Here is a 22,924-nt window from a genome sequence, read left to right as displayed (position 1 = left end):
TCACTTAGCCGAGATAATCGCGCTTGCCGATCGGCGCACCCTGGTTGCGCAGGATGGCGTGGGCCGTCGCGACGTGGAAATAGGTGTTCGGCAGGGCGAAGGTGGCGATGTATTCGTCACCCGGCAGCACAATCCCACTCTTTCCCGGCAGGGTAATCTGGCGGGTTTCTGTGCCTTCCAATGCTTCCACCGAGAAACCGGCGAGATAGGCGTCGGTCTTTGCCAGACGCTCACGCAGGTCGTCGAATGTCGTTTCGTTGTCCTCGAACTTCGGGGCATCGGTCGCCGTCAGGCGGGCGAGCGCAAATTTGGCGGTGTCGCTGGCGCGCTGATACTGGCCGGAGAGCGGCAGCATGTCGGGCGCGAGGCGAGCGGCGATCAATATAGCCGGATCGATATTCTTTTCCTTCGCATAGGCTTCGGCCTTGTCGAGGTAGGTTTTCAGGCTGGCGAGGCCGCGCTGGAACATCGGAACGGTAAGGCGATACATCGAAATGGACATTTGTCCTGTCTCCAAAATCTTAAAATGATCAGGCCGCGGTGAGCGGTCGAAGCGCTTGCGGCCGTGAGCCTGTCTTCGACCCATCCCATAGATGGATGCTCGCCTGGTCTTTGACAACACAGGAATGCGGTGTCAGTCGTGAAGCCCGCATGGCATTGCGCCTCTGTCCGTATCTCGTCGCCGTTAAAGATACTTGACGCCGTTCTCAGAAAATGGAATGAATATTCCGCAGAACGGATTTGACGGTTTGTTTGTTCCGTTTTGCGGAGCGCCGCGGGAGAGGTGGCGCAGGGGAATTGCGGCTTCAGAGCAAATGCCTGGAGCTCCGGCGTGAGGAGGGTGCAGCCGGGCACCGCTTTGTGGAGGAAGTGAAAATGAAAAAGTTTATCCTGGGCACTGCGATGGCGCTCGTCATGTCGACGGCCGCTCACGCAGAAACGGTCGGCGTCTCGATGGCAAAATTCGACGACAATTTCCTGACCGTGCTGCGCAATGGCATGACCGATTATGCAAAGACACTGAGCGGCGTGACGCTGCAGGTCGAAGACGCACAGAACGACGTTTCCAAGCAGCAGAGCCAGATCCAGAATTTCATCGCCTCCAAGGTCGATGCAATCATCGTCAACCCTGTCGATACCGATGCGACCACGGCAATGTCGAAGCTCGCGGCCGATGCCGGCATTCCGCTGGTTTACGTCAACCGCCAGCCGGTCAACGTCGACACGCTGCCGGAGAAGCAGGCTTTCGTTGCATCCAACGAGCAGGAATCCGGCACGCTGGAAACCAAGGAAATCTGCCGCATTCTCGGCGGCAAGGGCAAGGCCGTCGTCATCATGGGCGAGCTTTCCAACCAGGCTGCACGCATGCGGACCCAGGACGTTCACGACGTCATCAAGTCGGATGAATGCAAGGGCCTGGAGATCGTCGAGGAGCAGACGGCCAACTGGGACCGCACCCAGGGCGCCGACCTGATGACCAACTGGCTCTCCAGCGGTATCGAATTCGACGCCGTGATCTCCAACAACGACGAAATGGCCATCGGCGCCCTCCAGGCGCTGAAGGCAGCCGGCAAGGATATGAGCAAGGTTGTCGTCGGCGGTGTCGACGCCACGCAGGACGCGCTTGCCGCCATGCAGGCCGGTGATCTCGACGTCACGGTGTTCCAGGATGCCGCCGGCCAAGGCAAGGGCTCTCTCGATGCAGCGCTCAAGCTCGCCAAGGGCGAAAAGATCGACAAGAAGGTCTACATTCCCTTCCAGCTCGTCACACCTGCCAACGTCAAGGACTTCGTCACCAAGAACTGAGACGAATGCCAAGCAGGATGCGGGCTTTGCCCGCATCCTTTTCGCCTACCCGTATCTGGAGGAGATGATATGGCCGTCAGCCCGACAACCATGGCCGCCGTTCGTGCAAGCGGCGCCGTCCCGAATGCGGAATATCTCTTGAGCGCCGAGGGTGTCCGCAAGGAATTTCCTGGCGTCGTCGCACTTGACGACGTGCAGTTCCGGCTGAAGCGCGCCTCCGTGCATGCGTTGATGGGCGAAAACGGCGCCGGCAAATCGACGTTGATGAAGATCCTCGCCGGCATCTATACGCCCGACAAGGGCGATATTCGGCTGAAAGGGATCGAGATCCAGCTGAAATCTCCGCTCGACGCACTGGAAAACGGGATTGCCATGATCCATCAGGAACTCAACCTGATGCCGTTCATGACGGTCGCCGAAAATATCTGGATTCGGCGCGAACCGAAGAACCGCTTCGGCTTCATCGATCACGGCGTGATGCACCGCATGACCGAGGAATTGTTTACTCGGCTCAATATATCAATCGATCCCGATATCGAGGTCCGGTTCCTGTCGGTCGCCAACCGGCAGATGGTCGAGATCGCCAAAGCGGTTTCCTACAATTCCGACGTGCTGATCATGGACGAGCCGACTTCGGCGCTGACGGAGCGCGAGGTCGAGCATCTTTTCCGTATTATCCGCGATCTCAGGGCCCAGGGCATCGGCATCGTCTACATCACCCACAAGATGAACGAGCTTTTCGAGATCGCCGACGAGTTCTCCGTCTTCCGCGACGGCCGATATATCGGCACGCATGCCTCGACCGACGTCACCCGCGACGACATCATCCGGATGATGGTCGGGCGCGAGATCACCCAGATGTTTCCCAAGGAAGAGGTGCCGATCGGCGAGGTCGTGCTCTCCGTCAAGGATCTTTGTCTCAAGGGCGTCTTCACCAACGTCTCCTTCGACGTGAGAGCCGGCGAAATCCTCGGCGTCGCCGGCCTCGTCGGCTCCGGCCGGTCGAATGTCGCCGAAACGCTGTTCGGGGTGACGCCGGCAAGCTCCGGCTCGATCGAGCTCTACGGCAAGCCGACGGCCATTTCTTCGCCGACCGAGGCCATCCGCAATCGGATGGCATTTCTGACCGAGGACCGGAAAGATACCGGCTGCCTGCTGATCCTCGATATTCTCGAGAACATGCAGATCGCCGTTCTGCAGGACAAATACGTCAAGGGCGGCTTCGTGCAGCAGGGCGCAGTCGAGGCAACCTGCGAAGACATGGCAAAAAAGCTGCGCGTGAAAACGCCCAATCTTTACGAGCGGGTAGAAAATCTTTCGGGCGGCAATCAGCAGAAGGTGCTGATCGGGCGCTGGCTGCTCACCGATCCGCGCATCCTCATTCTCGACGAGCCGACGCGCGGCATCGATGTCGGCGCCAAGGCGGAAATCCACCGGCTGGTCACGGAGATGGCGCGAAATGGCGTGGCGGTGGTGATGATCTCGTCCGAGATGCCCGAAGTTCTCGGGATGAGCGACCGCATCATGGTCATGCACGAGGGACGCGTGACCGGTTTCCTCAATCGCGACGAAGCAACGCAGATCAAGGTGATGGAACTGGCTGCGCAGTGATGCGCTGCCGGCGATTGCCCCAAAGGGAGGTTTGACATGACTACCAAGGCAGCAGAGGGCGCGGCTCCGCTCGCAACCCGGCAAAGGCGGCGGCGCATACCGACGGAGCTCAGCATTTTCCTCGTGCTCGTCGGCATCGCACTCATCTACGAAGTGCTCGGCTGGATGTTCATCGGCCAAAGCTTCCTGATGAATTCGCAGCGTCTGACGATCATGATCCTGCAGGTCTCCGTCATCGGCATCATCGCCGTCGGCGTCACGCAGGTCATCATCACCGGCGGCATCGATCTTTCGTCGGGTTCGGTCGTCGGCATGACGGCGATGATCGCAACAAGCTTTGCTCAGTCCTCGACCTGGGGACGAGCCGTCTTTCCGTCGCTGACCGACCTGCCGGCCTTCGTGCCGATCATCGTCGGTCTGCTGATCGGGGCGGCCGCCGGCCTCGCGAACGGCGCACTCATCGCCTACACGAAGATCCCGCCGTTCATTGCCACGCTTGGCATGTTCGTGTCGGCCAGAGGCGTGGCGAAGTGGTATACCAAAGGACAGCCCGTTTCCGGGATCACCGAACAGTTTCATTTCATCGGAACGAAAGCCTGGCCGGTTGTCGTCTTCCTGGTCGTCGCGCTGATCTTTCATATTGCGCTGCGCTATACGCGTTATGGAAAATTCACCTATGCCATCGGCGCGAACCCGCAGGCTGCGCGTGTTTCCGGCATCAACATCGAGGCGCATCTCGTCAAGGTCTATGTCATTGCCGGATTGCTTGCCGGCCTTGCCGGTATCGTCACGGCGGCGCGTGCGGAAACCGCACAGGCCAGCATGGGTGTCGGATATGAACTCGATGCGATCGCCGCGACAGTCATCGGCGGCACCTCGCTCACCGGCGGCGTCGGGCGCATCACCGGCACCGTCATCGGCACCATCATTCTCGGCGTCATGACCTCCGGCTTCACGTTCCTCAGGATCGACGCCTATTACCAGGAGATCGTCAAGGGTCTCATTATCATCGCGGCTGTTGTCATCGACGTCTACAGACAGAAGAAACGCCGCAAGCACTGATCTCTGGCATGCGATGGTTTTCTTGCGGGGGCTTCGGCCCCCGTTTCGTTTCCAGTGTTGACGAATTTCTAAAAAAGAAGTGGCGAATTCCGTCAGCTTTTCTATTCTGCCGCTTCATTCGCCCTCCAATCGATTCCGATTTAAGGAATTAGGCAGTGGGGCAGCGCAGGAAGACAGATGCAATTCGTATTTGACGGTCACAACGACGTTCTCCTTCGACTCTGGACACATTCAAAAGACGGCAGTGACCCGATCGCGGAATTCGCAGACGGCACGACGGTCGGCCATATCGATGCGCGTCGTGCCAGAGAGGGCGGTCTTTCGGGCGGTCTTTGCGCCATCTACATTCCCTCAGGCGATCTCGTCTTCGCCGATCCGGATGCCAGCGGTCGCTATATCACGCCGATGGCGGCCCCTCTTGATCCGCTGCCTTCCCTTGCCATCGCCAATGAAATGGCGGCGATCGCGCTGCGGCTCGACCGCGCTGGCGCCTGGCGGCTTTGCCGGACGGTGAATGATATCCGCGGCGCCATGGCGGATAACATTTTCGCCGCCGTCATGCATATGGAAGGCTGCGAGGCGATCGGCGCCGATCTTTCGGCGCTCGAGGTGTTCTATGCGGCAGGGCTGCGGTCGCTCGGGCCGGTCTGGAGCCGGCACAATGTCTTCGGTCACGGCGTGCCCTTCGCCTTCCCGATGTCACCGGATACGGCGCCCGGCCTCACCGATGCCGGCTTCGCGCTGGTCAGGGAATGCAATCGTCTCGGCGTTCTGATCGACCTCGCCCATATCACCGAGAAGGGTTTCTGGGACGTGGCGAAGACGACGGACCAGCCGCTGGTCGCCAGCCATTCCAATGCCCACGCGCTGACGCCGGTCGCGCGCAACCTGACAGACAGGCAGCTTGATGCGATCCGCGAAAGCCGCGGGCTCGTCGGCATCAATTATGCCACCGCCATGCTGCGTGCCGACGGCCGCTCGGATAGCGACACGCCGCTTGCCGACATGATCCGCCACATCGACTATCTCGTGAACCGCATCGGCATCGACTGCGTGGCGCTCGGATCGGACTTTGACGGGGCCACCATTCCTGAGGAAATCGGTGATGCCGCCGGCAATCAGAAGCTGATTGCCGCTCTCAGGGAGGTTGGTTATGCTGACGCCGACCTGGCAAAACTTGCCCGTGACAACTGGCTTCGCATTCTGGCCCAGGCGTGGCGGGAGGACGGCGCCTAAGCCTATAAAACGCTTTGTAATCAAACAATACAGGGGAACAGACCATGATGATCACCAAGCTCAGCCGCAATGTCCGCATGCTCTCGGCAGGAGCCGCTCTTTCGCTCCTGATGGCGACCGCACCCTCGGCCTTTGCCGAGACGCCCAAGGATACGCTGGTCGAGGGCCTTGCCATCGACGACATCATCACGATGGATCCGGGCGAGGCTTTCGAACTTTCCACGGCGGAGATCACCAGCAACAGCTATAGCCTTCTCGTTCGCCTCGACCTCAACGACACATCCAAGGTTAAGGGTGATCTGGCGGAGAGCTGGAACGTCTCAGATGACGGCCTCACCTATACTTTCAAGCTGAAACCAGGCCTCAAATTCGCCTCGGGTAATCCAATCACCGCCGAAGACGTCGCCTGGTCCTTTGAGCGCGCCGTCAAGCTCGACAAGAGCCCGGCCTTTATCCTTACCCAGTTTGGCCTGACCGGCGACAATATTGCCGAAAAGGCGAAAGCGGCTGACGCCAATACATTCGTCTTCACGGTCGACAAGGCCTATGCGCCGAGCTTCGTGCTGAACTGCCTGACAGCAACGGTCGCTTCCGTCGTCGACAAGAAGCTGGTGCTGGATCATGTGAAGGCGGTGACGACGGATGCGGACCACAAATACGATAATGATTTCGGTAACGAATGGCTGAAGACCGGCTATGCCGGCTCCGGCGCGTTCAAACTGCGCGAATGGCGGGCAAACGAAGTCGTCGTGCTGGAGCGCAACGACAATTATTACGGTGACAAGCCGAAGCTCAATCGCGTCATCTATCGCTACATGAAGGAGAGCTCAGCTCAGCGGCTGGCGCTCGAAGCCGGGGACATTGACATCGCCCGCAATCTCGAGCCGGGTGACATCGACGCCGCTTCCAAGAACGCGGATCTGACGACCACAAGCGCGCCGAAGGGCACGATTTACTACGTCAGTCTGAACAATAAGAACGAGAACCTGAAGAAGCCGGAAGTCCAGGAGGCTTTCAAATATCTAGTCGACTATGATGCGATCGGTGAGACCCTGATCAAAGGCATCGGCGAGATCCACCAGACCTTCTTGCCCACGGGCCAACTCGGCGCGCTTGATGAAAACCCCTACAAACTCGATGTCGCCAAGGCCAAGGAGCTACTGGCCAAGGCCGGGGTCCCGGACGGCTTCTCGGTGACGATGGACGTGCGCAACACGCAGCCGGTGACCGGTATCGCCGAATCCATGCAGCAGACGCTGGCGCAGGCCGGTATCAAGCTGGAGATTATCCCTGGAGATGGCAAACAGACGCTGACCAAATATCGTGCCCGTACTCACGATATCTATATCGGCAATTGGGGCTCGGACTATTTCGACCCGAATTCGAATGCCGATACCTTTACAAGCAATCCTGACAATTCGGATGCCGGCACAGTGAAGACGCTGGCATGGCGCAATACCTGGGAAGCACCTGAGCTCGACAAACAAACCAAAGCTGCGCTGCTTGAACGCGACGCTGCGAAGCGCGCTGCCATGTACGAGGACATCCAGAAGAAGTTTCTCGCCAACAGCCCCTTCGTCATCATCTTTCAGCAGACGGAAGTGGCCGGATATCGCAAGAATCTGAAGGACTTCAAGCTGGGTCCGAGCTTTGACACCAATTTCGTCGGTCCGATCGCCAAGGAATGATCCGGCAGGGCTAGTCGCTTGAGCATCATCGAAGCAACCCAGGCGGCGCGACCCCGAAAGGGCCGTGCCAGCGCCTTCGCCAAGGCGGCCGGGCGGTTCCTCTTCGCCGCCGCCACCACCTATCTCGGCCTGCTGGCCGTCACCTTCTTCATCGGCCGCGTCGTGCCGATCGATCCCGTGCTCGCCATCCTCGGCGACCGCGCGCCCACCCATGTTGTCGAACGCGTGCGACAGGAAATGGGCTTCAATCTACCGCTCTATCAGCAGTTCTTCATCTATATCAAAGGCGTTCTTTCAGGCGAATTCGGTAATTCGGTCCTAACCACCAATCCCGTCATGGTCGATATCCGCCGTGTCCTGCCGGCGACAATCGAACTCGCGACGCTCGGAACGCTCATCGGCGCTTTCGTCGGCGTGCCGCTCGGGGTTCTCGCGGCCGTGCGTCGCGGCAGCATCGCCGACCAGGTCGTGCGCGTCGTCGGCCTCATCGGCTATTCGGTGCCGATCTTCTGGCTGGCGCTGATTTCGCTCGTCATCTTTTATGCGCAACTGCGCTGGGTGGCCTTTCCCGGCCGCATAGACATCGTCTTCGAATATACGTTCACGCCGATCACCGGCCTCTACCTGCTAGACAGCGCCTGGCAGGGGCAATGGGATGTCTTTTACGATGTCTTCCGTCACATCATCCTGCCCGCCTCCCTGCTCGGCTACTTCTCGCTTGCCTATATCAGCCGGATGACGCGCAGCTTCATGCTGAACGAGCTTTCCCAGGAATATATCGTCGCCGTGCGCGCCAAGGGGCTTTCGGAAACACGGGTGATCTGGGGCCATGCGCTGCGCAATGCCGCCGTGCCGCTCGTTACCGTAATTGCGCTTTCCTATGCCGGCCTGCTCGAAGGATCGGTGCTGACGGAGACCGTCTTTTCCTGGCCGGGCATCGGGCTCTACATCACCAATTCGCTGCAGAACGCCGACATGAACGCCGTTCTTGGCGGCACGATCGTCATCGGTACGATCTTCATCGGTATCAACCTTCTGTCCGATCTTCTCTACCGGACGCTCGACCCGAGGACGCGAAACCGATGACGGCCAATGCCAGCCCATCTCCTGCGATGAGCCGCCGCGAATGGCTGCTTTCCGACCGGCCGCAATCGCGCCTGCAGGCCCGCCTCGGCCGTGCCTATGTCACATGGCGGCAGTTCACGGCCAATAGGCTCGCCGTTGTCGGCCTGCTGATCATCGTGGCCCTGCTTTTCATCGCCGCCTTTGCCGATGCGCTCGCCACGCATAATCCGGTGGTCGGCGATCTGCGCAATGCCCGCCTGCTGCCGCCCGGCACCGGGGAATTCTGGCTCGGTTCGGATGACCAGGGCCGCGATATCTATTCGCGGCTGATCTACGGATCGCGATTGACGCTGCTCGTCGTCGCGCTCGTCGCCGTTATCTCGGCGCCGATCGGGCTGATCGTCGGCACCGTCTCCGGTTATGCCGGAGGCTGGGTGGATGCGACGCTGATGCGGATTACCGATATCTTCCTCGCCTTTCCGAAGCTGGTGCTGGCGCTCGCCTTCGTCGCGGCGCTCGGGCCCGGCATCCAGAATGCGATCATCGCGATTGCGATCACCTCCTGGCCGCCCTATGCCCGTATCGCGCGCGCCGAGACGCTGACGGTCCGGCGTTCCGACTATATTTCGGCGGTGAAGCTGATGGGAGCCTCGCCGCTTCGCATTGTCGTGCGCCATGTGATGCCGCTCTGTATTTCCTCGCTGATCGTGCGTGTGACGCTCGACATGGCGGGCATCATCCTGACGGCGGCCGGTCTCGGTTTCCTCGGTCTGGGGGCGCAGCCGCCGCTGCCGGAATGGGGTGCGATGATTGCCTCGGGACGGCGTTTCATCCTCGATCAATGGTGGGTCGCGGCGATGCCCGGCATCGCCATCCTCATCGTCAGCCTCGGCTTCAATCTCCTCGGCGACGGCCTGCGCGACGCGCTCGATCCCAAGGAGAGCGGCCAATGACAACACTTCTGACGGTGGACAAGCTCAAGGTCAGCTACCCCACGCGCACCGGCGTGATCGAGGCCGTGCGCGGCGTCTCCTTCACACTCGGCAAGGAACGACTCGGCATCGTCGGTGAATCCGGTTCCGGCAAGTCGCAGACCGGCCGGGCAATCATGGGCCTGACGCCGAAACACGGCATCGTCACGGCCGACAGGCTTGATTTCAACGGCATCGATCTGATCAATGCGTCTGCCGGCGAAAGGCGCAGGCTGCGCGGCAAGCGCATCGCCATGATCCTGCAGGATCCGAAATATTCGCTCGATCCCGTCATGTCGATCGGACGGCAGATCTGCGAAACGCTGCGCACGCATGAGAAGGTCGGCAAGGCGGAAGCGCGCGAGCGCGCGCTCGCCATGCTGGAAGCGGTGCAGATCCGTGACCCGAAACGTGTCTTCGACCTGCATCCGCACGAGGTTTCGGGCGGCATGGGGCAGCGTGCGATGATCGCCATGATGCTGATTGCCGGGCCTGAGCTGCTGATTGCCGACGAGCCGACCTCGGCGCTCGACGTGACGGTGCAGCTCGACGTGCTGAGGATCATGGACAAGCTGGTGTCCGAGCGCGGCATGGGGCTGATCTTCGTCTCCCACGATCTGAGGCTGGTTTCCTCCTTCTGCGACCGTGTCATCGTCATGTATGCCGGCAAGATCGTCGAGGAGCTGGCGGCCGCCGATCTCAAACATGCGCGGCATCCCTATACGCAGGGGCTGCTGAACTGCATGCCCGAGATCGGCGCGAACCGCCACCCGCTGCCGGTGCTCGACCGCAAGCCGGAGTGGGCGGCATGAGCGCAGCTCTCGAGATCGACGATCTGAGCGTCGTTTACGACCATTTTCATGCATTGAAGGATGTCAGCATCGCCGTCGAACGCGGCGAATCCTTTGGTCTTGTCGGCGAATCCGGCTCGGGAAAATCGACCTTGTTGCGGGCCGTTGCCGGACTTGCGCCGGTGAGCAGCGGCGCGATCAACATCGATGGCGAGCCGCTGAAAGGTTCGAAACGCAGCAAAGTCTTCTACCGGCGCGTACAAATGGTCTTCCAGGATCCTTATGGTTCGCTGCATCCGCGCCAGACGATCGACCGGCTTCTGCTCGAACCGCTTGCCATCCACGGCATCGCCGACGGCGAGAAGCGCATTGCCCGAGCGCTTGACGAGGTCGGCCTCGGCAATGGTTTCCGCTTCCGCTACCCGCACCAGCTCTCCGGCGGCCAGCGCCAGCGCGTGGCGATCGCCCGGGCGCTGATCGTCGAACCGTCGATCCTGCTGCTCGACGAGCCGACATCGGCGCTCGACGCCTCGGTGCAGGCCGAGGTGCTGAACCTGCTGGAAGAGATCCGACGCGACCGCAAGCTCACCTTCGTGATGGTGAGCCATGATCTCGGTGTCGTCACCCATATGTGCGAACGGCTCGCGGTAATGCGCAACGGCGCCGTCGTCGAGCGGCTGAGCTCGCAGGAACTGGCGCAAGGCGCGGTTCACGAGGACTATACGAGAAATTTGATGATCGCGAGCAAGGGTTTCGTCAAAGCCTGAAAGTCAATCTTTTGAAGCCGTTGAAAAGAAAAGACCGGCGGCGGTGTTAAGGATAATGCTTCCCTAAAAGACGACCATTCAGCTAGACTATTGACAGCTGCCTTGCTTCTGTCATGATCCCGTTAACGTTTGTTAGCTTTCGTGATCGATGGAGGTTGAGGCATGTTCTTTCTCGGTGGGATGACCATGGGTTACCTCGATCCTCCTGTGAGAGCCGATCGCCAGGAACAGATTTCGGCATCCATTCCCTCGGAAAAGGACCGTCGGCTGATCGACAGTTCCTCCAACCCGTCGCAGAACGAGAACGCCGTCGAGCGCTCGTTGATCTGGGCATGGCGCACGCTCTGCTAAAAGGGCTGGTTGAATTTTCTCTTCCGCTCGCTCTGGACGGAAATTTATCTCTACCTACTTGATAGAGAAAATACGAATATAAACGCGAGCCGCACAACCGGCCGCACGAGAACAACGGAGGCGACATATGGCAGATCTGGGTATTTCGCATGCTCACGTGAACCAGTATGGTTCCGTACCGACCAAGAAGCCGCTCACCAAGCGCCACAGGCTTCAGACGGTGCTCCATGGCGCGATCTTCACCGCGGCGTTCCTGTTCGTGGTCGCTATGGTTTGCGGCGTCGTCGGGTAATCCGGCGGATGAAGCGTCGGCAGATGCCGGCGCTGCGGAGGTTTCCGCCTCTATTGAATTCCGGACCATTCAATTTGTCTCGGCATTCTCCTGGCACTCAAATGTCAAAAGGAGAGTGGTCACCAGAGGCATTTTGTTATGGTTGATCGGCATTCCGATCCCCCCATCATCGTTCTTCTCTATTTTTTACGCCATCTGAAGCGTCCCACGAAGGCCTTGATCTCGAGCGCAAACGGCGTGGGCCGGCCGCCCAGACTGCCGCCAGCATGGTGAGGCAATCCATGCGTCTTTCGTTTTTCTGGAATCGAACAGCTCTTGCATTGCCGGAACCAGGTGCCGGCACCCAGACAAGCTCGCTGGGCGGCGGGGAATGCCTCCCGACTTGAATTTTCCCAAGGATGTCCAAATTTTCGACATGGCTTTCGCGGAGAGGTTATCGATGGTCTCGATCACCCGTCGGGCCGTGTCCTGACCAGGGCTTAACCCGTTTGCATCGCTTGCCAAGTGTCGTTCACCCCGGCTTCATCGATCTTTGAAGAATAGGGCTCCGTTCATGTAACAGTCATGATAAGCAGTGCAAAAGGCCGAGCAAAACAGCCATAACTTCGTTTGGATCCAGAACCGAACCCATGTCTATTTCAAATCTTTCTCCGAGCCTTTCGCGCGAACCCGAGACGAAGCAGATCGATCATAACGATTCGATCCGCTCGACCTATCTTTCCATCGAGGACATCAAGGCGATGGGCGATGCGGTCGCCCGCAACGGCGTCGACAAGCTGCCGGCTTTCGCCCCCTTCGATTTCTTTGCGCGTCATAAGGAAAACCAGAAGGAAATCCTGCGCGTCTACAGGACCACGGCGACCGATGTCGAGGCCGGCGATACCATCACGCCGGCGGCAGAATGGCTGCTGGATAATCACTATATCGTCGAAGAGGCGATCCAGGAGGTGCGGCGCGACTTCCCCCGCCGCTTCTATCGCGAATTGCCGACCATGGTCGTCGGCGGCGTCGAAGTACCGCGCACCCTTGTGCTTGCCTGGCTCTACGTCGCCCATACCCACAGCACGATCTCGCAAGAAAGTCTGACGGCACTGGTCGACGGCTTCCAGGCCAGCGAGACGCTCAGGATCGGTGAACTCTGGGCGTTGCCCTCCCTCGTGCGCTACGTGCTCGTGGAAAACCTTCGCCGTATTTCGAGCCGCGTCGAAGCCAGCCGCCGCCTGCGCCGCCGCGCCAACGAGGCGGCCGACGAATTGGTGCGCCTGACCGACCCAGCCGCGGCGGCCGCCTATCTGAAGACGCTGGAACCGCTTGCCGAGGACAATACCTTCTCGACGCAGTTCCTCTATCGCTTGCGCGACGGTTCGCAGACATCGAGCCTGGCGATCACCTGGCTCGACGAGCGGCTGGAAGAGCTCGGCCGCAACACCGAAGAGGCGACGACGGCCGAACACAGCCGACTCTCTTCCGGCAACGTGACGATGGGCAACATCATCCGCAGCCTTCGCGAGATCGATGATGCCGAGTGGTCGGTCTGGGTCGAGCAGGTCAGCCATGTCGACAAGCTCCTCTGGGAGCATTCGGATTACGGCATCCTCGATTCCGGCTCGCGCAACAAATACCGCAAACAGATCGAGAAGCTGGCCAAGCGCTCGCCGCTGTCGGAAATGGAAATCGCCCAGCTGGCGCTCGACATGACCGATGCCGCCAAGGCCTCCGGCGAGCCGCAGCCGCATGAACCGAATGTCGGTGGCTTCCTGTCGGGCGCGCAGCGGCCGAAACTCGAGGCGCGGGCGAACTATCGCCCGACGGCCATCCAATATTTCGTGCGTGCGGTGCGCCGGTTCAACTGGCTGGCGATTGCCGTGCCCGTCATGCTGCTGACGGTCATCGCCATGGCGATTGTCGGCAAATTCATGGCGAATGCCGGCATGGGTGCTTTCGAAATCGCCCTGCTGCTGATCATGTTCTCAGTGCCGGCATCGGAGGGGGCGACAGGTCTCTTCAACACCGTGCTGTCCTTCTTCGTGACGCCGGCGCGCCTCGTCGGCTACGAGTTCAAGGAAGGCATTCCGGAGGATGCGCGCACGCTGCTCGTCGTGCCCTGCCTGATTTCGAACCGCGACAGCGTCGACGACCACGTGCGTAATCTCGAGGTTCATTATCTCGCCAATCCGCGTGGCGAGATCTATTTCGCAATGCTCAGCGATTGGCCGGATAGTGAGGCCGAGGAAACGCCCGCCGATCTCGAGGTTCTCGATTATGCCAGGCGCGAGATCGCCAATCTCTCCGCCCGCTATGCCTATGATGGCAAGACGCGTTTCTATCTGTTGCATCGCCGTCGCCTCTATAATCCCTCGGAAGGCGTCTGGATGGGTTGGGAGCGCAAGCGCGGCAAGCTGCACGAGCTGAACATGCTTCTGCGCGGCGACCGCGACACGACCTATCTGCCGGGCGCCAATACCGTGCCGGCCAAGGTGCAATATGTCATGACGCTCGATGCCGATACGCGCCTGATGCGCGATGCCGTCACCAAGCTCGTCGGCAAGCTCTATCATCCGATCAACCGCCCGGTCATCAACCCGAAAACCGGCCGCGTCGAAAGCGGCTATGGCGTACTGCAGCCGCGGGTCACGCCGTCGCTGACGACGGGCAAGGACGCGTCGGTCTTCCAGCGCGTCTTTTCGATCAACCGCGGCCTCGATCCTTATGTCTTCACCGTTTCCGACGTCTATCAGGATCTCGCCGGCGAAGGCACATTCACCGGCAAGGGCCTTTATCATGTCGATGCCTTCGAAGCGTCGCTGAAGGGACGGATCGACGAGAACTCCGTGCTCAGCCACGATCTTCTCGAAGGCTCAATGGCGCGTTGCGCGCTCGTCACCGATCTCGAACTGGTCGAGGATTTCCCGATCCGCTACGAGGTAGAAACCTCGCGCCAGCATCGCTGGGCGCGCGGCGACTGGCAGCTTCTCCCCTACATGTTCAATCCGAAATACGGCGTCACGGCACTCGGCCGCTGGAAGATGTTCGACAATCTGCGCCGTTCGCTGACGCCGATCGCCTGGTTCTTCGCCTCCGTGCTCGGCTGGTATTTCATGGGTCCGCTCGGCGCGCTCATCTGGCAGATTCTGCTGATCTTCTGCCTCTTCGTTGCGCCGACGCTGTCGCTCATCAACGGCATCATCCCGCGCACCAGCGATATCATCGCCCGCGCCCATCTCTATACGGTCTGGTCCGATATCACGGCCGCCAATGCGCAGGTTGCGTTGCGTATCGTCTTCATCGCCGATTCGGCTTGCATGATGGCGGATGCAATCGGCCGTTCACTCTATCGCCTCTTCGTCAGCCGCAAGCTGATGCTGCAGTGGCGGACCGCCGCCAGCGTTCAGGCCGGCGGCCAGGGCACGTTGATTTCCTACTACAAGGCGATGTGGCATGCGCCGGCGTTGGCGCTGCTGGCGCTCGGTTTTGCAGCCCTTCCCGGCAACAGCGCCTTCCTCGTCGGCATTCCCTTCGCGCTGCTGTGGATGTTTTCGCCGGTGGTGGCCTGGTATGTCAGCCAGTCGGCAGAGACCGAGGATCGGCTCGAAGTTGCCGATTCGGTGTCGAGCGAACTGCGCAAGATCGCCCGGCGCACCTGGCGCTATTTCGAAACCTTCACGACGGCCGAGCAGAATTATCTGCCGCCGGACAATATCCAGGAAACGCCGCATGTGATCGTTGCGGCGCGCACCTCGCCGACCAATATCGGCGTCTATCTGCTTTCCGTCGTTTCCGGCCGGCATTTCGGCTGGTTCTCCTTCGAGGAGACGCTCGAGCGGCTGGAGCAGACGATCGCGACGATCGACAAAATGGAGAAATTCCGCGGCCATTTGTTCAATTGGTACCACACCGATACGCTGCAGACGCTTGGGCCCCGTTATGTCTCGGCCGTCGACAGCGGCAATCTCGCCGGTCATCTGATCGCGATTTCGTCGGCCTGTCGCAACTGGGCGGAGGCGCCGTCCGCCCATATGCAGGGCAATCTCGACGGCGTCGGCGACACGGCCGGCATTCTCGGCGAAGTGCTGGCGGACCTGCCCGATGACCGCAAGACCGTGCGCCCGCTGCGCCGGCGCCTGGAGGAGCGCATCGTCGGCTTCCAGAACGCGCTTGCCGCCGTCAAGCGCGAGCACGAATTCGCCTCGATCCGCATCATCAACCTCGCCGTTCTCGCGCGCGACATCGAGAAACTCGCCGCCAATCTCGACCATGAGGTCAAGTCGAAGCAGAGCGAAGAGGTCACCCTGTGGGCGGCATCGCTGGTGAAGGTCTGCGAGGCGCATATTTCCGACAGCACCTTCGATCTTTCCAAAGTCGATGCGCTGAGGCCGCGCCTGGTGGCGCTGCGCGACAAGGCCCGCGATCTTGCCTTCTCGATGGATTTCGGCTTCCTGTTCCGGCCGGAGCGGCGCCTGCTGTCGATCGGCTACCGCGTCGAAAGCGGCGAACTCGACCAGGCCTGCTACGACCTTCTCGCCTCGGAATGCCGCCTGACCAGCCTCTTCGGCATCGCCAAGGGTGATCTGCCGACGGAACACTGGTATCGCCTCGGCCGCCAGGTCGTACCTGTGGGGTCGCGCGGTGCGCTGGTCTCCTGGTCCGGCTCGATGTTCGAATATCTGATGCCGCCGCTCGTCATGCAGGAGCGCGGCGGGGGTATTCTCAACCAGACCAACAATCTGGTCGTCGTCGAACAGATGAACTACGCCCGCAAGCTCGGCATTCCCTGGGGCATTTCGGAGGCAGCCTTCAATGCCCGCGACCACAACCTCAATTATCAGTACACGAATTTCGGCGTGCCGACGCTCGGCCTGAAGCGCGGCCTCGGCCACAATGCCGTCATCGCGCCTTATGCATCGTTGCTTGCCAGCCAGTACGACCCGCCGGCCGCGCTCGAAAACCTGCAGAGGCTGCGCAAGGTCGGGGCGCTCGGCAAGTTCGGTTTCCACGACGCCGTCGACTTCACGCCGACGCGCGTGCCGGAAGGCAAGAAATGCGCGGTGGTCTACAATTATTATGCCCACCATCACGGCATGTCGATCGCGGCGGTGGCCAACGTCGCCTTCAACGGTCATCTGCGCGAGCTCTTCCACTCCGATCCCGTCATCGAGGCAGCGGAGCTGCTGCTGCAGGAAAAGGCGCCGCGCGACATTCCCGTCATGAGCGGCAAGCATGAATCCGACACGCCGGCCAGCATCCAGGACGATCTCCTGCGGCCGGAGCTCAGGAAAATCAGCGATCCGGCATCGCGCGACCGCGAGCTCGTGTTCCTGTCGAACGGTCATTATTCGCTGATGCTGACGGCGACCGGTGCCGGTTATTCCCGCTGGAACGGCCTTTCCGTTTCCCGCTGGAAAGCCGATCCGACCGAAGACCGCTGGGGCAGCTTCATCTTCCTGCGCGATACCGCCACCAACGAATGGTGGTCGACGACATCTGAGCCGAAGGGTGTCGAAGGCGAAAAAATCAAGGTCGAATTTGCCGACGAGAAGGCGCAGTTCACCAAGACGGTCGGTGACCTCACAAGCGAGGTGGAATGCATCATCGCGACCGAGCATGATGCCGAGGCCCGACGCGTCACCCTGCTGAACATGGGCACGGAGGACCGGTTCATCGAGGTCACCTCCTATCTCGAACCGGTGATCACTTCCGACGACACCGACAATGCGCATCCGGCGTTCGCCCGCATGTTCGTCAAGACCGAGATCGGCAAGCGCGGCGACGTCATCCGCGCCGAACGCAACAAGCGCGACCCGAACGAGCCGAACATCAGCATCGCACATCTGATCGTCGACAATGCCGGCGACACCCGCCATACCGAATTCGAGACTGACCGGCGTAAGTTCATCGGCCGTGGCCGCAGCCTTGCCGATGCGGCCGCCTTCGATCCGGGTGCCACGCTTTCCGGCAGCGATGGTTTCGTGCTCGATCCGGTGATGTCGCTGCGTCGCACCGTCCGCGTGCCGGCCGGCAAGAAAGTCAGCGTGATCTTTTGGACGATTGCGGCGCCGAGCCGCGACGAAGTCGACAAGGCGGTCAATCGCTACCGTCATCCCGACGCCTTCACCCACGAGCTCGTTCAGGCCTGGACACGCACGCAGGTGCAGATGCGCCATGTCGGCGTCACCTCGCAGCAGGCGGCGGCCTTCCAGCATCTCGGACGCTATCTCGTCTATCCCGATATGCAACTGCGCAAGGACGAGGCGACCGTCGAGGCCGGCTTGCAGTCGCAATCGGCGCTGTGGCCGCTGGCAATCTCCGGCGACTTCCCGATCTTCACGCTGCGCATCAACGACGACATGGATCTCGAGATCGCCCGCGAGGCGCTGCTGGCGCAGGAATATCTGCGCTCGCGCGGCGTCACCGCCGATCTCGTCATCATGAACGAACGCGCCTCCTCCTATGCGCAGGACATGCAGCATGCACTCGACGCCATGTGCGAGAACGTCCGTCGCATCGGCCAGGCCGACGGATTGCGCCAGCATATCTTTGCGGTTCGCAAGGACCTGATGGAGGAGAGCACCTATCACGCGCTGATCGCGGCTTCGCGTGTCACGCTGCATACCAAGAACGGCAAGGTGGTCGACCAGATCAACCGCGCCGTGGCGCTGTTTGCACCCTCCAAGGAGGAACTGCAGGAGATCGAACGGGCCGAGCGCAACAAGCCCCCCGTCAAGCGTGTTGCCCCTGTGCCAGCGCCTGTCGTGCCCGCCGTCGTCATCGAGGAGGAAGGCGATCTCGACTTCTGGAACGGCATCGGCGGCTTTGCCCGAGATGGGCGTGAGTATGTCGTTCGCCTGCCCGGAGGTCATGCGACGCCGCAGCCCTGGATCAATGTCATTTCCAACGACAGCTTCGGCTTCCACGTGTCGGCCGAGGGCGCCGGATTCACCTGGAGCGTCAATTCGCGCGACTATCAACTGACCTCCTGGTCGAACGATGCCGTGGTCAACCGTTCGGGCGAGGCGTTCTATCTCACCGATCTCGACAGCGGTGCCGTCATGACGCCGTTCGCAGCGCTTTCCCGCCGGCCGGACATCCGTTTCGAAGCCCGCCACGGGCTCGGCTATTCCGTCTTATCCAGCGTTCAGCACGAGATCGCACTCGAGTTGACGCAGACGGTCGATCGCGAAAAGCCGGTGAAACTGCAACGCCTGCGCCTGCGTAATACCGGTTCGGCCACCCGTAAGCTGCGTCTCTACGGTTATGTCGAATGGGTCCTCGGCAGCAATCCTGCACGCACGGTGCCTTTCATCCTGTCGCAGCATGACGAGGAGACGGGGGCGCTGTTTGCCACCAATCCCTACAGCATCGATTTTTCCAACCGCACCGCCTTCTTCGCGGCGAGCGAGACGCTTTCGAGCTTCTCGGCAAGCCGGCGCGAATTCATCGGCAAGGCGGGAACGATCCAGGCGCCGCAGTCCGTCATCTCCGCCGCCGCTCTTTCCGGCGCGACCGAACTCGATGGTGATCCGGCCGCGGCGCTTGCGATCGACATCGAACTTGGCGCCGGCGAGGAGCGCGACTTCACCTTCTTCCTCGGCGATACGCCGACGGAAGAAGAAGCGCGCACTGTCATCGCCGATATCCGCAAGGCTTCGTTCGACGAGACGGTCGAGGCGAACCGCGCCTTCTGGCGGGACTTCACCGGCAGGCTGCAGATATCGACGCCAGATCGCGGGATGAACAATCTCGTCAATACCTGGCTGCCTTATCAGAGTCTCGGCTGCCGCATCATGGCCCGCACCGCCTTCTACCAGGCAAGCGGCGCCTTCGGCTTCCGCGATCAGCTGCAGGACACGCTGGCCTTCGTGCTGCACGAACCCTCGCTTGCCCGCCGGCAGATCCTGAATGCCGCTTCGCGCCAGTTCCGCGAAGGCGACGTGCAACATTGGTGGCTGCCGGGAACGGGTGCGGGCGTGCGCACGCTGATTTCGGACGACGTCGTCTGGCTCGCTTACGCGATCCATCACTATTGCAACGTCACCGGCGACAAAAACGTCCTCGACGAGGAGATCGCCTTCCTGGAAGGGCCGGCACTGCTCGAAGGCCAGCACGACTCGTTCTACAAGCCGGAGATTTCCGAGGACAAGGCAAGCGTCTACGAACACGCGGCGTTGGCGCTCGATCTCGCCATCGCTCGCAAGGGGGCTAACGGCCTGCCGCTATTTCTTGGCGGCGACTGGAACGATGGCATGAACCGCGTCGGCATCGGCGGCCGCGGCACCAGCGTTTGGCTCGGCTGGTTCCTGGCGGGGGCATTGCGCTCCTTCGTTCCCTATGCCGAGCAGCGCGGCGACACGGCCCGTGCAGAGCGCTGGTCGGCGCATCTCACCGAACTGAAGAAGGCGCTGGAAACTGCGGCCTGGGATGGCGGCTACTATCGCCGCGGCACGTTCGACGACGGTGCGCTGCTCGGCTCCAGGGAAAGCCCCGAATGCCGGATCGATTCGATCGCGCAGTCCTGGAGCGTGCTGTCCGGCGAGGGCGATCCGGCCCGCGCCGTCACGGCGATGGATGCGGTGCTCGATCAGCTGGTCGACGAGGATGCCCGCATCATCCGGCTGTTCACGCCGCCTTTCGTCAATTCCGCCAGGGATCCCGGCTATATCAAGGCCTATCCGCCGGGTGTGCGCGAAAACGGCGGGCAATATACCCATGCAGCGACCTGGGTCGTGATGGCGCTGGCGGAGCTGAAGCGGGGCGACGATGCCTTCCGCTGCTTCCAGATCCTCAACCCGATCACCCACGCGCTCGACAAGGCTTCAGCGGAGCAATACCGCGTCGAACCCTATGTCGTGGCGGCCGACGTCTACGGAAACGAGCCTTATAAGTCGCGCGGCGGCTGGACCTGGTATACCGGGTCAGCCGGCTGGCTCTACCGCGCCGCCGTCGAGGGCATCCTCGGTATTCGGCTGAAAGACGGCCGACTCTACGTGCGCCCGTCGCTCCCTTCGGAATGGGACGGTTTTGCGGCAGAGGTGGAGCAAGGCGGCGGCAAATACCGCATTTCGGTCTCAAAAGCGTCCAATGACAGCGGCTACACTCTGTCGATAAACGGCTGCGAAGTCACCGATCCCGAAGAGGGATATCCGCTCGGATAACAGCGTTCTCCACGCTGAAAAACACGGCGATTCGCGACGGCCAAAAGGGAACCCTTTTGGCCGTCGTCGCGTTTGCAAACCGGATAATAAGGAGAGACCCATGGCAAGCACGCCGACCGAAGCCATCGCCACGGGGCGCAGTTCCCTATCCGCAGTTGCGCCAGTACGTGATACGAGGCTCGACGTCTTGCGCGGCGTGGCCCTGATCATGATCTTCATCAATCATGTTCCCGGACAGATCTTCGAATATGTGACGACGAAGAATTTCGGCTTCTCCGATGCCGCCGAAGCCTTCGTGCTGATTTCGGGCATTGCCGTCGGCCTTGCCTATGGGGGCCGCTTCCAGCCGGGCAACCGGCTCACGGTGGCGATCAAGGCGGCAAAGCGCGCCTTCACGCTCTATCTCGCCCACATGATCACCACCTTCATGACGCTGGCGCTCTTCATCTGCGGTGCCTGGCTGTTCCATCGGCCGGGGTTGCTGGTCGAAATCAATATTCTGGCGGTTCTGATGAACCTGAAGGAAGGCATTCCGGCGCTGCTCCTGCTCGGCCACCAGATCGGCTACAACAATATCCTGCCGATGTACGGGGCGCTGATGCTGATGGTGCCGATCATCCTGCTCTTGAATGCGCGCAGCCCATGGCTGGCGCTCGGCGTCTCGGGCACGGTCTGGCTGCTTGCGGGCATCTACGAGGTGGCGCCGTACAACATGCTGATCGAGGGCTACTGGTTCCTCAATCCGCTCTCCTGGCAGTTCTTGTTTTCGATCGGCATCGTCTCGATGCTGCATATCAAGCGCGGCGGCTCGATCCCGCAGCATCCGTTGCTGCTGGCGACCGCTGCCGGTTACGTCATCTCGTCCTTCATCTGGGTGACCGGCCATCTCTGGATTTTCGGCAACTCGCTGGCAGCCCTTGGCCTGCCGCCCGTCATCACCGGTTTCGACAAGACCTTCCTGTCGCTGCCGCGGCTGCTACATGTGCTGGCGCTGACTTATCTCGTTATCAGCATCCCGGCACTCTCGCGTATCCTGCGCCGTCCTGCGGACCATCCGCTGACGATCCTCGGCCGCCACTCGCTGAACATTTTCGTTGCCGGCACGATCCTCGCCATGATCGGCCAGGTGGTGCTCTACATCACCAACAAGGACCAACTGGTCGGTCCGCTCTTCGTGATCGCTGGAGTCGCGACACAATTCGCCTATGCCTATTATCTCGAGCGCAAGCGCCAGCAGGGCAAGGTCAAGGGGAAACTTGTCGCCGATACCATCCCCGTTCCCGTCCGCATCGGCGGGGCGGCAAATGCCTATCGCCGGAACGATCGGAAATAGGGCCCGGATTTGCCCGACATGGAGGAGCCGGCGGCCGATGGCCGCCGGCTCAATTATGAATGAGGATGTTCACGAGCTTGCCGAAGGGATCGCGGACATAAAAGCGCCTGACGCCCCAAGGCTCGTCGGCCGGGCCGTACTCGATCGGAAAACCGGCAGCCGACATCGCTTCGAAAGCCGTATCGAGATCATCAACCTCGATCGAAAGATCAGGAACCGGCGTCCCGGAGCCGCCTTCGCTGGCGATGCTCAGCTGGACGTTCATCGGCCTTGCGGCACCGAAGGTCGCGATCCAGCCGTGATTCATGATGACGTCAAGAGCGAGGATATCCTGATAGAAGCGCCGGGCCGGCGTGATATCCGGTGCCTGGATATTGGCGACGATGCGCAGGACCTTCATGGGCTTCCTCCCGATGCGTGGTGACAAGGCGGAAGGTAGGAACATGGGCACGGTGGTCAATTGGGGTTTGGCTTGAAATGGCGACGTGACGGCGTGTGGCACCCCCCTCTGCCCTGCCGGGCATCTCCCCCACAAGTGGGGAGATTGGCCAGTGGTTAGGCCCTCAATCTCTCTCTACTACGGTGCGGAACATCAGTTGGTCAGTGGTTGGGGAAACCATCGCGCCCAGCCGATCTCCCTCCTTGTGGGGGAGATGCCCGGCAGGGCAGAGGGGGTGGCCACACGGCACACTGCAATGCATATCGTCCACAGCGATATTGGGAGAAAGCAAAGTCTTAAGGCGTGGCATCTTGAATGCAGTTCGATGCAGCCGCCTAACCCAGGCAAACAAAAAAGGCCGGA

Annotated in this window: 15 protein-coding genes; 13 read left to right on the top strand and 2 right to left on the bottom strand. The window is 60.9% G+C overall.

The window, feature by feature from the left end:
- Nucleotides 1-4 precede the first annotated feature (4 nt).
- On the bottom strand, nt 5-502 hold the full coding sequence (locus tag N2600_RS21945) for a DUF1993 domain-containing protein (protein ID WP_260297378.1): 498 nt from the start codon (nt 500-502) through the stop codon (nt 5-7).
- A gap of 374 nt (nt 503-876) precedes the next feature.
- Here N2600_RS21945 and N2600_RS21940 point away from each other — a divergent pair, with 374 nt between their 5' ends.
- The 13 genes from N2600_RS21940 (at nt 877) to N2600_RS21880 (ending at nt 22,122) form a co-directional block, all read left to right on the top strand.
- Nucleotides 877-1,806 carry a sugar ABC transporter substrate-binding protein gene (locus N2600_RS21940; RefSeq protein ID WP_017966078.1) on the top strand — a complete coding sequence of 310 codons (930 nt, stop codon included), beginning with the start codon at nt 877-879 and terminating at the stop codon, nt 1,804-1,806.
- A 69-nt stretch (nt 1,807-1,875) separates the two neighbouring features.
- Nucleotides 1,876-3,417 carry a sugar ABC transporter ATP-binding protein gene (locus N2600_RS21935; protein WP_017966079.1) on the top strand — a complete coding sequence of 514 codons (1,542 nt, stop codon included), beginning with the start codon at nt 1,876-1,878 and terminating at the stop codon, nt 3,415-3,417.
- A gap of 36 nt (nt 3,418-3,453) precedes the next feature.
- Complete coding sequence (locus N2600_RS21930; protein WP_222384368.1) at nt 3,454-4,479, top strand: ABC transporter permease; 1,026 nt, start codon at nt 3,454-3,456, stop codon at nt 4,477-4,479.
- A gap of 177 nt (nt 4,480-4,656) precedes the next feature.
- The gene (locus N2600_RS21925) at nt 4,657-5,715 is read left to right on the top strand and encodes a dipeptidase (protein ID WP_260297377.1); all 1,059 of its coding nucleotides are present in this window, start codon (nt 4,657-4,659) and stop codon (nt 5,713-5,715) included.
- Between the two features lie 44 nt (nt 5,716-5,759).
- Nucleotides 5,760-7,403, top strand: a complete 1,644-nt coding sequence (locus tag N2600_RS21920) for an ABC transporter substrate-binding protein (RefSeq protein ID WP_260109699.1) — start codon at nt 5,760-5,762, stop codon at nt 7,401-7,403.
- An 18-nt stretch (nt 7,404-7,421) separates the two neighbouring features.
- A complete protein-coding gene (locus N2600_RS21915) occupies nt 7,422-8,489 on the top strand; it encodes an ABC transporter permease (protein WP_260297376.1) in 1,068 nt (355 codons plus the stop codon).
- Entirely contained in the window at nt 8,486-9,421 is a 936-nt protein-coding gene (locus N2600_RS21910) for an ABC transporter permease (RefSeq protein ID WP_260297375.1), read from the top strand. The genes N2600_RS21915 and N2600_RS21910 overlap by 4 nt, the downstream gene beginning before the upstream one ends.
- Nucleotides 9,418-10,251, top strand: a complete 834-nt coding sequence (locus tag N2600_RS21905; RefSeq protein ID WP_170260798.1) for an ABC transporter ATP-binding protein — start codon at nt 9,418-9,420, stop codon at nt 10,249-10,251. Before N2600_RS21910 ends, N2600_RS21905 begins: the two co-directional genes overlap by 4 nt.
- A complete protein-coding gene (locus tag N2600_RS21900) occupies nt 10,248-10,997 on the top strand; it encodes an ABC transporter ATP-binding protein (RefSeq protein WP_170277792.1) in 750 nt (249 codons plus the stop codon). Before N2600_RS21905 ends, N2600_RS21900 begins: the two co-directional genes overlap by 4 nt.
- A 162-nt stretch (nt 10,998-11,159) precedes the next feature.
- Nucleotides 11,160-11,348, top strand: a complete 189-nt coding sequence (locus N2600_RS21895; RefSeq protein WP_222384373.1) for a hypothetical protein — start codon at nt 11,160-11,162, stop codon at nt 11,346-11,348.
- A 127-nt stretch (nt 11,349-11,475) separates the two neighbouring features.
- On the top strand, nt 11,476-11,640 hold the full coding sequence (locus tag N2600_RS21890) for a hypothetical protein (RefSeq protein WP_017966088.1): 165 nt from the start codon (nt 11,476-11,478) through the stop codon (nt 11,638-11,640).
- Nucleotides 11,641-12,269: 629 nt separating this feature from the next.
- Nucleotides 12,270-20,789 carry a GH36-type glycosyl hydrolase domain-containing protein gene (locus N2600_RS21885; protein WP_260109696.1) on the top strand — a complete coding sequence of 2,840 codons (8,520 nt, stop codon included), beginning with the start codon at nt 12,270-12,272 and terminating at the stop codon, nt 20,787-20,789.
- Between the two features lie 100 nt (nt 20,790-20,889).
- Nucleotides 20,890-22,122 (top strand): OpgC family protein, encoded by a 1,233-nt coding sequence (locus N2600_RS21880; RefSeq protein WP_170260796.1) that lies wholly within the window; start codon nt 20,890-20,892, stop codon nt 22,120-22,122.
- A gap of 49 nt (nt 22,123-22,171) precedes the next feature.
- Here N2600_RS21880 and N2600_RS21875 read toward each other — a convergent pair whose 3' ends face one another.
- Nucleotides 22,172-22,522, bottom strand: coding sequence for a VOC family protein (locus N2600_RS21875; protein ID WP_170260795.1), 351 nt, complete (start codon nt 22,520-22,522; stop codon nt 22,172-22,174).
- Between the last annotated feature and the right edge of the window lie 402 nt (nt 22,523-22,924).

The organism is Rhizobium sp. WSM1274, assembly GCF_025200775.1.
Lineage (GTDB): Bacteria > Pseudomonadota > Alphaproteobacteria > Rhizobiales > Rhizobiaceae > Rhizobium > Rhizobium leguminosarum_I.
Note: the sequence above shows the minus strand (reverse complement) of the source record. Positions and strands in the feature narration are given on the sequence as shown.

Excerpts from the sequence above, each read along its gene's own strand:
- N2600_RS21885 (WP_260109696.1), top strand. The coding sequence starts at position 12,270 with ATGTCTATTTCAAATCTTTCTCCGAGCCTTTCGCGCGAACCCGAGACG.
- N2600_RS21875 (WP_170260795.1), bottom strand. The coding sequence starts at position 22,522 with ATGAAGGTCCTGCGCATCGTCGCCAATATCCAGGCACCGGATATCACG.
- N2600_RS21925 (WP_260297377.1), top strand. The coding sequence starts at position 4,657 with ATGCAATTCGTATTTGACGGTCACAACGACGTTCTCCTTCGACTCTGG.
- N2600_RS21935 (WP_017966079.1), top strand. The coding sequence starts at position 1,876 with ATGGCCGTCAGCCCGACAACCATGGCCGCCGTTCGTGCAAGCGGCGCC.
- N2600_RS21940 (WP_017966078.1), top strand. The coding sequence starts at position 877 with ATGAAAAAGTTTATCCTGGGCACTGCGATGGCGCTCGTCATGTCGACG.
- N2600_RS21920 (WP_260109699.1), top strand. The coding sequence starts at position 5,760 with ATGATGATCACCAAGCTCAGCCGCAATGTCCGCATGCTCTCGGCAGGA.
- N2600_RS21880 (WP_170260796.1), top strand. The coding sequence starts at position 20,890 with ATGGCAAGCACGCCGACCGAAGCCATCGCCACGGGGCGCAGTTCCCTA.
- N2600_RS21890 (WP_017966088.1), top strand. The coding sequence starts at position 11,476 with ATGGCAGATCTGGGTATTTCGCATGCTCACGTGAACCAGTATGGTTCC.
- N2600_RS21930 (WP_222384368.1), top strand. The coding sequence starts at position 3,454 with ATGACTACCAAGGCAGCAGAGGGCGCGGCTCCGCTCGCAACCCGGCAA.
- N2600_RS21905 (WP_170260798.1), top strand. The coding sequence starts at position 9,418 with ATGACAACACTTCTGACGGTGGACAAGCTCAAGGTCAGCTACCCCACG.
- N2600_RS21910 (WP_260297375.1), top strand. The coding sequence starts at position 8,486 with ATGACGGCCAATGCCAGCCCATCTCCTGCGATGAGCCGCCGCGAATGG.
- N2600_RS21895 (WP_222384373.1), top strand. The coding sequence starts at position 11,160 with ATGTTCTTTCTCGGTGGGATGACCATGGGTTACCTCGATCCTCCTGTG.
- N2600_RS21945 (WP_260297378.1), bottom strand. The coding sequence starts at position 502 with ATGTCCATTTCGATGTATCGCCTTACCGTTCCGATGTTCCAGCGCGGC.
- N2600_RS21900 (WP_170277792.1), top strand. The coding sequence starts at position 10,248 with ATGAGCGCAGCTCTCGAGATCGACGATCTGAGCGTCGTTTACGACCAT.